Source organism: Rhodanobacter lycopersici, from assembly GCF_040812335.1.
Lineage (GTDB): Bacteria > Pseudomonadota > Gammaproteobacteria > Xanthomonadales > Rhodanobacteraceae > Rhodanobacter_A > Rhodanobacter_A lycopersici.
Genome location: NZ_JBFOHK010000003.1, coordinates 349,574 through 363,475 on the forward strand (window position 1 = coordinate 349,574; position 13,902 = coordinate 363,475).

General features: G+C 69.0%; 8 protein-coding genes. 6 read left to right on the top strand and 2 right to left on the bottom strand.

Translation table 11 applies throughout. The features are described 5' to 3' along the window. Window positions 1-9 precede the first annotated feature (9 nt). The 3 genes from ABQJ54_RS12965 to ABQJ54_RS12975 are packed head-to-tail and all read left to right on the top strand — an operon-like array spanning window position 10 to window position 3,277. Window positions 10-534 carry a MarR family winged helix-turn-helix transcriptional regulator gene (locus ABQJ54_RS12965; protein WP_367854730.1) on the top strand — a complete coding sequence of 175 codons (525 nt, stop codon included), beginning with the start codon at window positions 10-12 and terminating at the stop codon, window positions 532-534. Between the two features lie 11 nt (window positions 535-545). Next, window positions 546-2,093, top strand: coding sequence for an efflux transporter outer membrane subunit (locus tag ABQJ54_RS12970; protein ID WP_367854731.1), 1,548 nt, complete (start codon window positions 546-548; stop codon window positions 2,091-2,093). After that, window positions 2,090-3,277 carry an HlyD family secretion protein gene (locus tag ABQJ54_RS12975; RefSeq protein ID WP_367854732.1) on the top strand — a complete coding sequence of 396 codons (1,188 nt, stop codon included), beginning with the start codon at window positions 2,090-2,092 and terminating at the stop codon, window positions 3,275-3,277. The genes ABQJ54_RS12970 and ABQJ54_RS12975 overlap by 4 nt, the downstream gene beginning before the upstream one ends. A gap of 121 nt (window positions 3,278-3,398) precedes the next feature. Here ABQJ54_RS12975 and sucC read toward each other — a convergent pair whose 3' ends face one another. Further along, window positions 3,399-4,559, bottom strand: coding sequence for an ADP-forming succinate--CoA ligase subunit beta (sucC, locus tag ABQJ54_RS12980; protein WP_367854733.1), 1,161 nt, complete (start codon window positions 4,557-4,559; stop codon window positions 3,399-3,401). Window positions 4,560-4,927: 368 nt separating this feature from the next. Here sucC and ABQJ54_RS12985 point away from each other — a divergent pair, with 368 nt between their 5' ends. Then, window positions 4,928-6,571: a sensor histidine kinase gene (locus ABQJ54_RS12985; protein WP_367854734.1), complete on the top strand. Its 1,644-nt coding sequence runs from the start codon at window positions 4,928-4,930 to the stop codon at window positions 6,569-6,571. 338 nt (window positions 6,572-6,909) lie between these two features. On the opposite strand, the gene ABQJ54_RS12990 is transcribed toward ABQJ54_RS12985, so the two are convergent. Beyond that, window positions 6,910-7,869 (bottom strand): LacI family DNA-binding transcriptional regulator, encoded by a 960-nt coding sequence (locus ABQJ54_RS12990; RefSeq protein ID WP_367854904.1) that lies wholly within the window; start codon window positions 7,867-7,869, stop codon window positions 6,910-6,912. A 294-nt stretch (window positions 7,870-8,163) separates the two neighbouring features. Here ABQJ54_RS12990 and pgmB point away from each other — a divergent pair, with 294 nt between their 5' ends. Further along, window positions 8,164-11,253 (top strand): beta-phosphoglucomutase, encoded by a 3,090-nt coding sequence (gene pgmB / locus ABQJ54_RS12995; RefSeq protein WP_367854735.1) that lies wholly within the window; start codon window positions 8,164-8,166, stop codon window positions 11,251-11,253. A gap of 14 nt (window positions 11,254-11,267) precedes the next feature. Next, window positions 11,268-13,778, top strand: a complete 2,511-nt coding sequence (locus ABQJ54_RS13000; protein ID WP_367854736.1) for a TonB-dependent receptor — start codon at window positions 11,268-11,270, stop codon at window positions 13,776-13,778. Window positions 13,779-13,902 lie beyond the last annotated feature (124 nt).

The following is a 13,902-nucleotide window of genomic DNA, read 5'->3' on the forward strand; positions in this document are numbered from 1 at the left end:
GCCAATGAAATGTCTCGTCTCGGCAACTGCATCGCGATGATGGACGAAGGCATCGAGCGCATGCTCGAGGCCATCCCGGACCTTCCCGTCGAACAGGCCCGGCTGTGCCGGCTGATGCTGATGGTGGGCGGGCGCATGGACGAGGCGCTGGACGAGAAGCTCAAGTCGCAGCAGCTCATCGACAGTGAATTCCTCACTTTGCTGATCCTGTACAGCAGCCCGGACGGCAGTTCCACCCCGGGCGAGCTGTGCGAGTTCACCTCGCAGGGCAGCACCAACATGACCCGCATCGGCAATACGCTGGTGAAGCGCGGCCTGATCTCGCGCGGCGCCAGCGCCGAGGATCGCCGCCGCGTGGTGATCCGCATCACCGCCGCCGGACGCCGCTTCGTGCTGAAGATGCTGCCGCCGATGTTCCCCCGCGTGGAGGCGATGTTCGCCGGCTTCAGCGCCACCGAACGCAGCCAGCTCAGCCGCCTGCTGCGCAAGCTCGCCAAGAACCTCGACCAGCTCGACGCGGAGGACGCGTCGTGAAGGAGTCCCCGATGACCTTCGTCCCGCCTCGCCCGCGCGCGGCACTGGCCCTTGCCATCCTGCTGTCGCTCGCCGGCTGCGCGTTCGCGCCGCCGAAACTGCAGCATCCCGCGCTGCGCGACGACGTGCCGCTGGCCGGGCTGTCCGTACCCACCCGCGCCGGCTGGCCGGCCAGCGACTGGTGGCGCGGCTACGGCGATCCGCAACTCGACGAATTGATGGCCACGGCGCTGAGCCAGTCGCCCGATCTCATGCAAGCGCAGGGCCGCGTGCACACCGCCGAACAGTCGGTGAAACTCGCCGCCGCCCAGGCCGGGCTCAGCATCAACGGCAACGCGCAGGTGAGCCGGCAACGCATGAGCGAGCACGGCCTGATACCGCCGCAGCTGCTCGGCTTCACCTGGTACAACCAGGCCGACCTCGGCCTGCAGTTCGAGTACGACTTCGACTGGTGGGGCAAGAAGCGCGCCGCGATCGAAAGCGCGCTGGACCAGGCGCATGCCGCCGAGGCGCAACGCAGCGCCGCGGCGCTGACGATCCAGAACTCAGTGGCCGATACCTATTTCGGCTGGCTGGCCGACGAGGCGCGGCTGGCGCTGGCCCGGCAATCGCTGGCCGTGCAGCAGCGCATGCTCGCGATCGCCGAACTGCGCGTGCGGCAGGGCGTGGACATGCCCGACACCGTGCAGGAGGCCCGTTCGCGCGTGGTCGCCGTCGAGCAGGCGCAAACCGCGCTGGAAAGCTCGGCGCAGATCCGCAAGGTGGCGCTGGCCGCCCTGCTCGGCGTTGCACCTGCGCAATTGCCGGCGCTGACGCCGCGGCCGTTGCCCGCCACCAGCGGGGCCCTGCCCGCCGACGCGAAGCTCGACCTGATCGCCCGTCGTCCCGACATCGCCGCCAGTCGCTGGCAGGTGGAAGCGGCCCTGAAACAGACCGACGTGGCGCGTGCGCAGTTCTTCCCCGACTTCAGCATCACCGCGCTGGCGGGACTGTCGAGCACCAACCAGGGTACGCCCGCCCTGTTCGGTGGCGGCAGCCCGGGCAACCTGGGCAACGTGTTCAGCGCCGGCAGCCGCGTGTTCGGTCTCACCCCCGCACTGCATCTGCCGATCTTCGAAGGCGGCCGGCTAAAGGCCGCGTACGGCATCAGCCGCGCCCAGCTCGACGACGCGGTGGCGCAGTACAACGCCGCCGTCTTCCATGCCACGCGCGAGGTCGCCAGCCAGGCCCTGGCCGCCGAGCAGTTGGCGACGAGCCGCCAGCAGCAGCAACAACAGGTCGGCACCGATGAGCGCCTCGTGGCCAGCGCACAGGCCCGCCTGCGCCGCGGCGTGCGCGACGCCCGCGAGGGTCTCGCGGCACAGGCCCAGTTGCTGCAGCAGCAAGACCAGGCCATCGCCCTGCACGCGCAGGCGCTGACCACCGACCTTGCCCTGATCAAGGCACTGGGTGGCGGCTACCGCATGCCTGCCGACACCGCCAGCACGACGCCGCCTTCGCCGATTTCACCTTCCGAAACTTCATCTTCCAAGAACACCAGCCGGAGCCCCCGCCCATGAGCGCCACCGAGCCCGCCCTGCCGCAGGACCGCAACGACAGCGGTTTCGCCGCCAAGGATCCGCCCAAGCGCCGGCGTGCGCTGTTGATCGTGACGTCGGTGTTCATCCTCGCCGCACTGGCCTGGTTCCTGCTCTGGTTCTTCGTGTTCTCCATCCGCGAGAACACCGACAACGCCTATGTCGGCGGCAACCTGGTGGGCATCTCCGCCCAGGTGCCCGGTACCGTGGTCGCGGTGCTGGCCGACGACACCGAGCACGTCGATGCCGGCCAGGTGCTGGTGCGCCTCGATCCCACCGACGCCGACGTGCGCCTGCGCCAGGCACGCAGCGCACTGGCGCTCGCGGTGCGCCAGGTGCGCGGGCAGACCGACAGCGCCGGCGGCGCCGATGCTGCGGTGGCCGCGCGCAAGGTGGATCTGCAGAAGGCCGAAGCCGATCTCAGGCGCCATCTGCCGCTGGTGGCCGCACAGGCCGAATCGCCCGAGATCGTGCAGCACCTGCGCGATGCCGTGGCCGGCGCGCAGGCCGCACTGGATGCGGCCCAGGCCCAGGCCAGGGCCGCGCACGCCGCCATTGCCGGTACTGACATCGCGGGCAATCCGGCCGTGCAGCAGGCGCGCGCGAACTTCCGCGCCGCCTGGGTGGCCGCCCAGCGCAACACCATCGTGGCGCCGGTGTCCGGCTACGTGGCCGAGCGCAGCGTGCAGCTGGGCAACAGCGTGGCGCCCGGCCAGTCGCTGATGAGCGTGGTGCCGCTGCACGACCTGTGGGTGGATGCCAACTTCAAGGAGAACCAGCTGCGCCACATCCGCATCGGCCAGCCGGCAAAGATCACCACCGATCTCTACGGCGATAAGGTGGAATATCACGGCAAGGTGATCGGCCTGGGCGCCGGCACCGGCAGCGTGTTCTCGCTGCTGCCCGCGCAGAACGCCACCGGCAATTGGATCAAGGTAGTGCAACGCGTGCCGGTGCGCATCGCACTGGACGACAAGGAGCTGGATGAGCATCCGCTGCGCGTCGGCCTGTCCGCCGACGTCACCGTGGACATCAGCCACGACCAGGGCAAGGTGCTGGCCGCCGGCCCCGCCCTGCCGGCCGCCGAGACCACGGTGTACGACCGTATTGCCAGCCAGGCCGACGCCGAGGCCGAGAAGGTGATCGAGGCGAACCTCGGCAAATAAGCATCGCGGCTGAAGCCGCTCCTACAACGCAGATGCCCGTAGGAGCGGCTTCAGCCGCGATGGCTGCAGGATCGCGGCTGAAGCCGCTCCTACAACCACCCCGCGCCGCGCCCACAGGTGATTATTTGGCGGCGGCCACGGCTTTCTGCGCCGCGTCGTTGAGATCGTCGGCCGGCGTGATCGCCAGGCCGGAGTTGGCCAGCAGCGCACGGCCCTGTTCCACGTTGGTGCCCTGCAGGCGCACCACCACTGGGATCTTCAGGCCCACTTCCTTCACCGCGGCGATGATGCCCTCGGCGATCAAGTCGCAGCGCACGATGCCGCCGAAGATGTTGACCAGGATGGCCTTCACCTTGTCGGAGGAGAGGATCAGCTTGAATGCCTCGGTAACACGCTCCTTGGTGGCGCCGCCGCCCACGTCGAGGAAGTTGGCCGGCTCACCGCCCGCCAGCTTGATCACGTCCATAGTGGCCATGGCCAGGCCAGCGCCGTTGACCATGCAGCCGATGCTGCCGTCCATCGTCACGTAGTTGAGGTTGTTCTGCACCGCGGCCGCTTCAGCGGCGTCTTCCTGCGTGAGGTCGCGCATCGCGGCGAGGTCAGCGTGGCGGAACTCGGCGTTGTCGTCGGAGTTCACCTTGCCGTCCAGCGCGGCGAGGTTGCCGTCGGCGAGGATGGCGAGCGGGTTCAGCTCGACCAGCGAGAGATCCTTCTCGTTGAACAGCTTGTACAGGCCCAGCATGATCTTGGTCAGCTGGCCGACCTGCTTGGCGTTGAGGTCCATCGCGAAGCCGAGCTGGCGGCACTGGTAGGGCTGCAGGCCTTCGACGAAGTCCACCACGATGGTGTGGATGTCCTCGGGGGTGTCCTTGGCGACCTGCTCGATGTCCACGCCGCCGTGCTTGGAGGCGATGAAGGAGACGGACTTGGAGTCGCGGTCGACCAGGATCGACAGGTACAGCTCCTTGGCGATGTCGGTGGCGTCGGTGACCAGCACCAGGTTCACCGGCAGGGCGCGGCCGGCGGACTGGTAGGTTTCCATCCGGGTGCCCAGCATGCCCTTGGCGGCGGCGCGCACGTCGTCCAGGCTGCGGCAGAACTTCACGCCGCCGGCCTTGCCGCGGCCACCTGCGTGGATCTGCGCCTTGACCATCCATTGGGTACCGCCCAGCGCCTTGGCGGCGTCGACGGCGGCATCGGGGGAGTTGGCGACCTTGCCCGGCGGTACGGTGATGCCGTACTGCGCGAACAGTTCTTTGGCCTGGTATTCGTGGAAATTCATTCGATAGCCTCGAGCGAACGGGGAAAACGGCCTCGCGCGGAAGGGACGCGGCGCGGGCTTGCGGGGGTCGGACGGCGTTGCGATGCGCTGCCGGCATGCGGTGCGCGCGCCATGCCCGATCAGGGCAAAACCGCGCAACACGGCCGCCTATTTTCGCGGAAGCGCCCCCCGATGGAAAGGGGCGCCCCGGAAACGGCTCCGGGCCTGGCTTGCCGCCGGGCCACCGGGCACCGTACAGCTCCCGCGAGACGCTGCCTGCGGACCGGAGCCGGATCGCTCGCCGGGCTACCGGGGCCGGCCCGGCGGCTCGAAGTTTCCCGGGGGGCAACCCTATACTCCGCCGTGACCGCCCCGGAGTGCCGTACACCGTGTCCAGCACCGCCTTGCCGCAGCTCAACGCCCCGCGCGCCATTCCGGCGGCGATCCGCCATGAAATGCTGTTCCTCAACACCTTCCGGCTGATCCAGGCGCTGGTGTACATCGGCCTGGCGTTCGCGCCGATGCAGATCGGCGGCGCGTCGCTGGGTTCGCCACAGCTCGCCTTGCTTGTCACCCTGCCCTACCTGCTGTTCGCGGTGGCGGCGCTGGCGCTGACCGGGCGCTGCGTACCCTACGCGAAGGCGACCGTATCGACCTGGCTGGTGGTGGACATCGCCGCCGCCGTGCTGGCGCTCAGCGTGATCGATTACGCCCGCATCGGCATCGCCATGATGCTGGCGGTGAACCTCGGCGTGGGCGCGCTGATCCTGTCGCTGCGACTGTCCAGCTTCTTCGCCGCGCTGGCCACGCTGGGCCTGCTCACCCACGCCCTGCTGGCCCAGCCCGGGAGTGCCTATGGCGAGCGCAACCTGCTGGAATCGGCGCTGTTCGGCCTCGCCTATTTCTCGATCACCACGCTGTGCCATGTGCTGGGCCGGCAATTGCGCGCCAGCGAGGCGCTGGCCGAGCAACGCAGCACCGACCTGGCCAATCTCTCGCAGGTCAACGAGCTGATCATCCGCCGCATGAAGACCGGCGTGCTGCTGGTGGACGACGCCAACCGCATCCACCAGATCAACGAGTCGGCCTGGATGCTGCTGGGCAACCCCAGCGCCGAGCAGCGCGACCTGGGCCGGCTGGCGCCGGAGCTGTCGCGCCGGCTGTACCACTGGATGACCTCGGGCAAGCTGGACGAGACCGCCACCCAGCTCGCCGACGGCGTGCCCGAAGTGGTGCCGCGCTTCTCCCGCCTCGCGCCGAACGACGATTCGCTGGTGCTGATCTTCCTCGACGACACCTCGCTGCTGTCGCGCCGCGCCGAGGAACTCACGCTCAGCTCGCTGGGCCGGCTGTCCGCCTCGATCGCGCACGAGATCAGGAACCCCCTGGCGGCGATCCGCTACTCGGCCCAGTTGCTCGCCGAGTCGGAAAAGATGGACACCGCCGACCAGCGCATGGTGGAGATCATCAACAACCACTGCGTGCGGCTCAACGAGATCATCGAGAACATCCTGCAGCTGTCGCGGCGCGAACGCTCGCGGCCGGAAACGCTGGACCTGGGTCGCTGGGCGCAGGGCTTCGTGGACGAATACAAGCTCGGCAACGACATCGGCAACGACACCCTGCGGGTGGTCGTGGGCGGCGCCACCGCGGTGGCCGCGATGGCCGATCCGCAGCAGCTGCAGCAGGTGATGTGGAACCTGGTGCAGAACGCACTGCGCTACGGCCGCCTGCCCGGCGAGCCGGCGCGGGTGATGGTGATCGCGCGCAGCGGCGAGCACGGCGAGCCGATCCTGGAAGTGACCGACCGCGGCCCCGGCATCGCGCCCAAGGTGGCCGCGCAGATCTTCGAGCCGTTCTACACCACCCACGAATACGGCACCGGGCTCGGGCTGTACCTGGCACGGCAGATGGCCGAGGCGAACCAGGCCTCGCTGGAATACGTGCGCGTGGCCGGCGGCGGCAGCTGCTTCCGGCTGCTGCTCACGCCGCCGCAGATGAACCGCCTGGCGGGCGAGGCGGCAGTGGGCTGAGAGCCTGTTCAAATCTCCACCTGGCCCGCGCCGGAAGCTGTTTGCGCGCAGGCCAGGGAAGAACGAAGGCACGCGGGGGGAGTCCATGGGTGGACTCGGCCTTGAGGAGTTGAGGAGTGGACGTCCGTCCACGACTGAGTGATGACGCCGGCATGCGGGCAAACTGACCCGGCCCTCCGGGTTGCCTTGCCGTGGCCGCCATGCGGCAGCCCGCGGCCTGACCCCTGCCTTCGCAGGGGCAGGCTCTGCCAGCCAGGCGTTGCGCCACGCGCCACCACCTGACGGCCACGGCAACGCAACGCGGGCCACGTGGAGATTTGAACAGGCTCTACCCCGGCTCAGGTCGCCCGCACGATCAGGCTGGTCGGCAGCATCTGCGAGGCCACCGGCTGGCCGTCGATCAGTGCCAGTACCTTGCGCGCCAGCAGTACGCCGCCCTCCTGCCAGTTCTGCCGCACCGTCGACAACGGCGGCAGGAAGCTGGCGCCGTGCGGTGTGTCGTCGTAACCCACCACCGAGACGTCGTTCGGCACGGAAAGGCCCAGTTCCACCAGCGCGCGGATCGCGCCCATCGCCAGCAGGTCGCTGCAGGCGAAGATCGCATCGAAGTGCACCTTGCGGCTGGCCAGCGAGCGCACCGCGTCGACGCCCGACTCCAGCGTCCAGTCCACCCGCTGCAGCAGCAACGGCTTGATGCCGTGGCCGGCCAGCTCGTCGACGAAGCCGTGCAGGCGCTGGGCCATCTCCGGATGGTCGGAGTTGCCGATGAACACCGGGTGGCGCCGTCCGATCGACAGGAAGCGCTCGGCCACGCTGACCCCGCTGTGGCGATTGTCGCTGCCCACCACGATGTGGCTGTCCTGCGCCGACTCGGCGCCCCACACCACCATCGGCAGTCCCATGCGGTCGTACAGCTTCACCGCATCCTGGTGCACGCCCTGGCCCAGCAGGATCAGGCCGTCGGCGGCCTGTACCGCGGCGTTCGCCGCGTCATGACGCGTGGTCAGCAGCACGCTGTAGCCGGCCGAGGTCAGCTCCTGCGAGATGCCGCCCAGCAGCGACAGCGGGTAGGGATCCCACATGGTGCGGCCGGACGAGGGCCTCATCTCCACGATCACCGCCACCGTGTGGCTGCGCCGGAGGCGCAGGTTGCGCGCGCTGACATTGAGCTTGTAGCCGTGCTTGCGCGCCAGCGCCTGGATGCGTTCGCGCGTCTCCGGGGTCACCAGCGGGCTTTCGCCCAGTGCCCGCGACACGGTGATCTTGGACACCCCCGCCAGCTTCGCCAGGTCCGCCATGGTCAGGCCGGGTTGCGCCGCAGCGGGTTGCTTCTTCTTGGCGGAACTCAAGCGACGACCCTCCGGGCGGCGATGGACCCGGGCGCAAACGCCCGGCCTCAGCGGAGGCCTAGTGTCGCCCGCGATGGCGGCATGTTCAATGCGCCAAGGTCGTTCCACAGGCCTGTCCACGCCTGTTTCACCGGCAATGATATCGATATCTTGATATCGATATCATTGCCCCGTATGCTCCTTCCGTGACACGCGTCGGCATCGCTCCGGCGCCCACTGCAACCATGTGAGGGGAGTCATCACGTGCAGACTCATGATGCGGCTCCGCCCGCCCTGCCCGCCGATGCGGGCGCGGCGCCGCATGCCTCTGACGCAGCCGATCCCTGGCAGCTCGTCCGTCATGGCCACCAGCGCACGGGCTTCGCCCAGGATGAAAGCCTGTTCGCCCTCGCCAACGGCTCGCTCGGCGTGCGCGGCGGACTGGAGGAGGACGACAGCCCCAGCCAGGGTTGCTTCCTCGCCGGGGTCTGGGAGCGCTCGCCGATCGCCTACCACGAGCGCTTCACCGGCTTTGCCCGCCACACCGACACGCGCCTGCCGGTGGCCGACGCCAGCCGCATCCGGCTGCGGCTGGGCGATGCACCGGTGCAGCTGGATGAAGGCGAATGGCTGGCGCTGGAGCGCCGGCTTGACCTGCATGACGGCTGCTACCGCCGCACGCTGCGCTGGCGCGCGCCGGGCGGCGGCACGCTGGAGATCGTCGCCGAACGGCTGGTGCCACTGGACCGGCCCGGCCTGCTGGCGATCCGCTACCGAGTGCGCTCGATCGATTACCAGGGCCCGATCGCGTTGGAATCGGCGATCGACACCGTGCGCACGGCCACCGGCCAGGGCGACGACCCGCGCATCGGCGCGCACCTCAGCGGCGGCCTGCAATTGCACGACGCCCATGCCGACGCGGCACTCGCCTGGGTGGGCCAGCACACCACCCACAGCGGCATCCGGCTGGTCTGCGCACAGGCGCATCGCCTGACCGACCCCGCGCTTTCCTTCCACGGCGCGACGCGCACGCCGCATGGCGTGGTGCAGACCTTCGCCGGCACGCTTGCTCCCGGCGGCGAGGTGGCGCTGGAGAAATTCGCGGCGTGGACCTGGTCCACGCCGGGCGCCTCGGCCAGCGTCGATCCTGTCCTGCTGTCCAGTGCCACGGAAGCGCTGGATTCGGCCGGCCAAGCAGGCTTCCCCTCCCTGCTGGCCGGCCAGGCGGGACAGCTCGGGGCACTCTGGCACGCGGCCGACCTCGCCATCGACGGTGCACCGGAGGTGGAGCGGGCGCTGCGCTTCAACCTGTTCCAGCTGTTCCAGTCCGGCAATCGCGACGACCACGGCAGCGTCGCCGCCAAGGGCCTCACCGGCGAGGGCTACGAAGGCCACTGCTTCTGGGACGCCGAGGCCTTCATGCTGCCGGTACTGGCCACGACAGCGCCGCAGCTGGCGCGACACATGCTGGCGTGGCGTCATGCCACGCTGGATCGCGCCCGCGCCCATGCCCGCGAGCTGAACCACGAACGCGGCGCGCTGTACCCCTGGCGCACGATCGGCGGCGACGAGTGCTCGGCCTACTTCCCCGGCGGCTCGGCGCAGTACCACATCAACGCGGCGGTGGCGTGGGCGATCCGGCTGTACGTGGACGCCAGCGGCGACGAAACCTTCCTGCGCGACATGGGCGCCGAGATGCTGTGCGAGACCGCGCGCATCTGGCTGGAGATCGGCCACTGCAACCCGCGTCGCGGCGGCGCCTTCTGCATCCACGAAGTGACCGGGCCCGACGAATACTCCACCCTGGTCGACAACAACCACTACACCAACCGCATGGCGCAGCGGCACCTGCGCGATGCCGCCGCCACCGTCGAGTGGCTGCTCGCCACGCACCCGGCCGACCACGCCGCACTGGTGCAGCGCATCGGGCTGGGTGTGGACGAAGCCGCGCAATGGCGGCGCGCCGCCGAGGCGATGCATCTGCCGGTCGACCCCGAGCTGGGCATCTTCCCGCAGGACGACAGCTTCCTCGACAAGCCGCGGCTGACGCCCGAACAGATGCGCGCCCCATCGCTGCGGCCGCTGCTGCTGCACTGGCACCCGCTCAGCATCTACCGCCACCAGGTGTGCAAGCAGGCCGACACCCTGCTGGCACTGATGCTGGCCGGCGAGGGCGTGGACACAGCCGCCAAGCGACGCAACTTCGACTACTACGAAGGCGTCACCGTGCACGACTCCACGCTGTCCGCCTCCACCTTCGCGGTGATCGCCGCCGAGGTGGGCCGCGAGGCGCGGGCCTACCAGTACTTCCTCGACACCCTGCGGGTGGACCTGGACGACTCGCATGGCAACGCGGGGCACGGCCTGCACATGGCGGCGATGGCTGGCAGCTGGCTGGCGCTGACCTGGGGGTTTGGCGGTCTGCGCGCAGCGGGCGGCCAACCTGCACTGGCGCCGCAATTGCCCCGCACCTGGCGCGGTTACCGCTTCGGCCTGCGCTGGCGCGACGCGCAGCTGCGCGTAGAGGTGGACGCCACCGGCGTGCGCTACACGCTGGTCGACGGCGACACGCTGGATTTCCTGCATCGGGGGCAGCCGCAACATCTGCGCCGCGGCGAGTCGCTGCAGCTGCCGCAGCCGGCCGCGGCAACCCATGCGCCCAGGGCGGTGATCTTCGACCTGGACGGCGTGCTCGCCGATACCGCAGTGCTGCACCGCGCGGCATGGCAACAGCTGGCCGCCGAGATCGACGCGCCGTTCGACGAGGCGATTGCCGAACGCATGAAGGGCGTGGATCGCATGGGCTCGCTGGAGATCCTGCTCGAGCGCGCGCCACGCCGCTACAGCGACGAGGAAAAGGCCGGCCTGGCGGCGCGCAAGAACGCCCGCTACGTCGAACTGATCGACCGCCTCGACCCGCGGCACCTGTTGCCCGGCGCGCGCGCCGCGGTGGAGTCGGTGCGCGACGCGGGGCTGAAGACCGCGCTGGCATCGGCCAGCCGCAACGCGCCGCAGCTGCTCGAGCGGCTGGGCATCGCCGGGCTGTTCGACTACGTGGTCGACGCCGGCCGCATCGCACGCTCCAAGCCCGATCCGGAAATCTTCCTCGCCGCCGCCGCCGGTCTCGGCCTGGCGCCGACCGACTGCCTCGGCGTGGAAGACGCCGCGGCGGGCATCGCCAGCATTCACGCCGCTGGGATGGCGGCGATAGGCATTGGCCAGGCGGAGGCCCTGGCCGAGGCAGATGTGCTGCTGTCGAACATCGCCGCGTTCGACATCGGCCGAATCACAACGACAAGCGGCCCATCGGCTAGGCCTCCCGCCGACGCCGCACCACCACGCAATCCGAACTGATGGGGAGTCAGAACATGAGCGCTCGGTTACTTACAAGCTTGACCCTGTCCGCGGCGATCGCGGCCGCCCTCGCGACCGGCACGGCCCATGCCCAGGACGCCACGCAACCACCACCGCAGGCGCCCGCCGCGAAACGGGCATCGCAGCAGGCCAACCCCAAGAACGCGCAATCGCTGCAGACCGTCGTCGTCACCGGCGTCGCCGCTGCCGGCGGCGTGAAGAAGATCGACGCCAGCTACTCGATCACCACCGCGACGCGGCAGCAGATCAAGGAAGCGAACCCGATCAGCGTAGCCGACCTGCTGAAGATCTCGCCCGGCGTGTTCCCCGAATCCTCCGGCGGCCAGACCGGCGCCAACATCGAGGTGGCCGGCTTCCCGGGCGGCGGCGACGCGCCCTACGTCACCCTGCAGCTCAACGGCTCGCCGCTGTACCCGATGTCCTCGCTGTCGTTCTTCGAGCAATCCTCGATCTTCCGCCTGGACGACACCATCGACCGCCTGGAAGCCGTGCAGGGCGGCCCGTCGGTGCTGTACGGCAACGGCCAGCCCGGTTTCGTCGGCAACTTCATCCTGCGCGAAGGCACCTCGACGCCCTCCGGCGACATCGGCGTCACCTACGGCTCGGAAGGCATGGAGCGGCTGGACGGTTTCTACGGCTTCCCGATCGGGCAGTCCTGGTACGGCAGCATCGGCGGCTTCTGGCGGAAGTCCAGCGGCGTGCGCGACCCGCAGTTCCCGGCTGACAACGGCGGCCAGCTGACCGCCACGCTGAGCCACGACCTGGACAACGGTTCGCTGATGTTCTACGCCCGCGCCGTGCGCGACCACAACCAGTTCGTCACCGACACGCCGATCCTGAATCCCAGCAAGGGCAATTTCTCCGACTACCCCGGTTTCAGCCCGCTCACCGGCACCTTCGGCAGCAAGGCCGACCAGTACGAGTTCCTCCAGACCACGCCCTGCACCACCGCCGGCTGCGCGCCGGGCGGCCTTGACGTAAACCTGGCCGACGGACGCGGTTCGGCCATGCGCACGTTCGGCGCCAACCTCGACCTGGACTTCGGCGATGGCTGGTCGCTGTCGGACAAGCTCAACTTCACCGCCGGCCAGATGAACACCATCTCGTACTTCAGCACCGGGCAGAACCCGACCACGCTGGCCGACTACATCGCCGGCGCCGAGACCGGCGCCGACGTCGGCCTGGGCGCCACCGCCACCTACACCGACGGCAGCGGCGCGGCCGGCATGAACCAGAACGTCACCACGCAAGGCCTGTGGTATGTGCACAAGCGCCTGCAGGGCGCCACCAACGAGTTCCACATCAGCAAGGAGCTGTTCGACGGCAATACGCTGACCCTGGGCAACTACAGCGCCGTCTACAACGACCACGACACCTGGTTCCTCGGCAACAACCAACTGCTGCAGGCCAAGAACAACCCGACCCCGATCTCGGTGGTGCTGAGCAACGGCGACGTGCTGGCCAACTCGCAGGGCTTCGTCGGCGGCCCGAACTCGATCGGCGAGGCATGGAACGCCTTCAACACCGCGTTCTTCCTCACCGACTCGTGGAAAGTCGGCTCCTGGCTGTTCGACGGCGGCGTGCGCGTAGAGCAGCAGAAGGCCGACGGCCGCATCCAGAACACCGCCACCGGCGACCTGGACGACAACCCGGCCACGCTCTACAACAACAGCTCCACCTACTTCGTCCCCGGCTACAGCACCATCGACTACAAGAAGACCGCGCCGTCCTGGACGCTGGGCGCGAACTACGAGTTCAACGACAACATGAGCGCCTACGTGCGCGTGAACGACGGCGTGCACTTCCCGGGCTTCGACGACCTGCGCGGGCTGCCCAGCACGCCGGTGCAGAAGGTCCACAACATGGAAGTGGGCTTCAAGTACCAGGCCGACTGGATCTACGCCGACATCAGCGCCTACCGCAAGCTGTTCTACAACGTGCCGTACACCATCACCTACGGCGACGGCTCGCAGTTCTCCTTCGACTACGCCTCGGCGACCAAGGGCATCAACTTCACCACCGTGGTCAAGCCGTTCGCGCATGCCTCGATCGCCTTCACCGGCGACTACATGGATGGCCACTACACGCACAGCGCGGCCTGCACGCCCTACACGCAGCAGGACGGCTCGCCGGGCTGCGCCAGCCTCAACGACATGCAACTGCAGCGCCAGCCGAAGTTCCAGTTCCGCCTGACGCCTTCCTACGACATGCCGGCCGCCTGGGGCGACCTGAGGTTCTGGATCACCTACGAGTACGTGGGCAACCGCTACGGCGACCTGATCGAGCAGCAGCCGCTGGGCAACTACTATGACCTCAGCTTCGGCGTCAACGCGAACGTGGGGCCGCACTGGCAGTACAGCCTGCAGGGCACCAACATGACCAACCAGATCGGCATCACCGAGGGCAACTCGCGCCTGTTCGGCTTCGCCAGCTCGGGCGGCGTGATCCTCGCCCGCTCGATCGAGGGCCGCGAGGTCAACCTGCAGGTGAAGTACAAGTTCTGACGAGGGCTTGAAAACCCGCTCCTGCCGCCGTTCCCGCGCAAACGGAGACGGCGGCGGAGTCGGCGCTTGGCCGAGCAGTACGCTCCCCCGTAGCGGCCCGAATTGCGCGATGGCGGTTCGGGCC